1 protein-coding gene is annotated in these 1082 nt (G+C 68.9%); it reads right to left on the bottom strand.

Going from position 1 to position 1082, the window contains the following annotated elements; all coding sequences use genetic code 11:
* Window positions 1-975, bottom strand: a 975-nt coding sequence (locus ACRDSQ_RS04535; protein ID WP_431419029.1) for a PQQ-binding-like beta-propeller repeat protein, incomplete at its 3' end; no start/stop codon positions are given.
* Window positions 976-1082 lie beyond the last annotated feature (107 nt).

Raw genomic sequence — 1082 nt, 5'->3', positions numbered from 1 at the left:
GTCCCTGCCGGTCGAGGGGGACAGGAACCGCACCTGGCCATCCGAGCCGGCCACCTGGATCTCGCCGTTGAGGCAGCCGACGCCCGGCACCGCCTCGAAGCGCCGGGTGCCCGAGCCGGCGGACTTGTTCGCCGGGCTGGTCGGGCCGCCCCGCGCGTACTCCCACCAGGTCAGCTCGCCGGGGAAGTCGGGTCCGTCGGCGTACTTCTTCCACAGGAGCTTCCCGGTCTTGGCGTTGAGCCCGTACACCCAACCCGAGAGGGTCATGAAGAAGACCTTGCTGTCGCAGTACGCGGTCGCGCCGTGGATCTTCGGGTACACCACGCCCGGGTGAACCGGATCGAAGTCGCCGGTCCCGCGGTCGCAGAGCCCGCCCGCGCACCGGCCGACGGTGTTCTCCGGGTGCTGCGGCCCCTTGTAGCCGTCGCTCGCGCGATAGGACCAGATCTTGCGCCCGGTCTTGGCGTTGAGCGCGTAGATGTATCCGCTCGAGAAGGTGGCGTAGACCACTCCGTTCTTTACCACCGGCGCGTTCGAGGCAGGATAGGCCGCGGTGTATCCGTCGGTCCGCTGGTCGGGCGAGAACCGCCAGATCGGCAGGCCCGTCTTCGCGTCGAGCGCGATGAACGAGTTGGTCGCGCCGCCCGACACGTACACGATCCCGTCGACCACCGCCATGCCCGCCTCGAGCCACACGCCCGAGGGGAGGTCCGAGATCTTCGTCACCCACTCGAGCCAGGGACCGTCCGAGTCGTCCGTCCCCAGGTTGCCTCCGCCGATGAACGGTGGCTGCTTCTCGGTCGGGTTGTAGCCGGTGCGGAAGTCGTCGCCGCCGCCGCCGACCTCCCACCGGGTCGCAGAGTTGGGCGTCCACTTCGACTGCCCGCGCGCGACGGCCTCCGGCGCAATCAACGCACCGACGAGAGCGAGCGTGGTCGTCGCGACCGCGAACCGTGCACCGCGTCCAAGCCTCATGGTCATATCCTCGTGGTCAGGAATCGGTATCGCTGCGGGAGCTCGAGTGACTCGGTCACGATGGTGAAGAAGCCGCCGCCGGTGTCCACGTCGGGGAAGAACTCGCC

Origin of the sequence: Actinokineospora sp., assembly GCF_050699995.1 — a bacterium.
Taxonomy (GTDB): domain Bacteria; phylum Actinomycetota; class Actinomycetes; order Mycobacteriales; family Pseudonocardiaceae; genus Actinokineospora.
The sequence above is the reverse complement of the archived record's forward strand: the minus strand, read 5'-3'. Positions and strand labels throughout refer to the sequence as shown.